We start from the raw sequence: 512 nt of genomic DNA on the forward strand, positions 1-512 counted from the left end.
GTTTTGCATCTGCCTGTCGTCGAGCCCAAGATCGCTGATCAGGGCTTCTAGGGCCGCAATCCCGCCACTCGCGTAATCCATGGCCGCCTCATCGTGGTGCTCTTCGGCTCGATCGACTTTGGCCACCCAACGTGCGTATTGCCGCAGCAGTGCGCCACGCACCGTCTTTTCCGGAATTGCGTCTACGTTCATGCTTGCTCCCAACACCAGTTGTCCATCATCCACTTGATCCACGCAAGACGCGTGGCCCGAAGTCGCGGCTCAGCGTCCTCCGCATCGAACCCGGAATCGCGACGTGCTCGGAGCCACGACTCTAGTACATTATGGGCCCCGAGGGACGCACGGATAGCGGCGCGCACCTTTTGAGCTTCTACACTGTAGATACCGGGCTTTCCTTGGTCCAGCGCTTCCCCCGCTGCCTGCACCGCGCAGCACACGAAATAATTCGTTGATACAGTTTTCAATGGTGTTGCCTGCACCAACGAATGTGCCAGCTCCAGCACCGCATATCG

The 512-nt window shown here is 59.0% G+C and carries 2 protein-coding genes; both read right to left on the minus strand.

The window, feature by feature from the left end:
* Window positions 1-192, minus strand: a 192-nt coding sequence (locus AC1RPU_RS07805) for a hypothetical protein (protein ID WP_481769612.1), incomplete at its 3' end; no start/stop codon positions are given.
* Window positions 189-512, minus strand: a 324-nt coding sequence (locus tag AC1RPU_RS07810; RefSeq protein ID WP_481769613.1) for a hypothetical protein, incomplete at its 5' end; no start/stop codon positions are given. The genes AC1RPU_RS07805 and AC1RPU_RS07810, both read right to left, overlap by 4 nt.

This window comes from Dellaglioa sp. CoH-55-MRSF-7, from assembly GCF_056782235.1.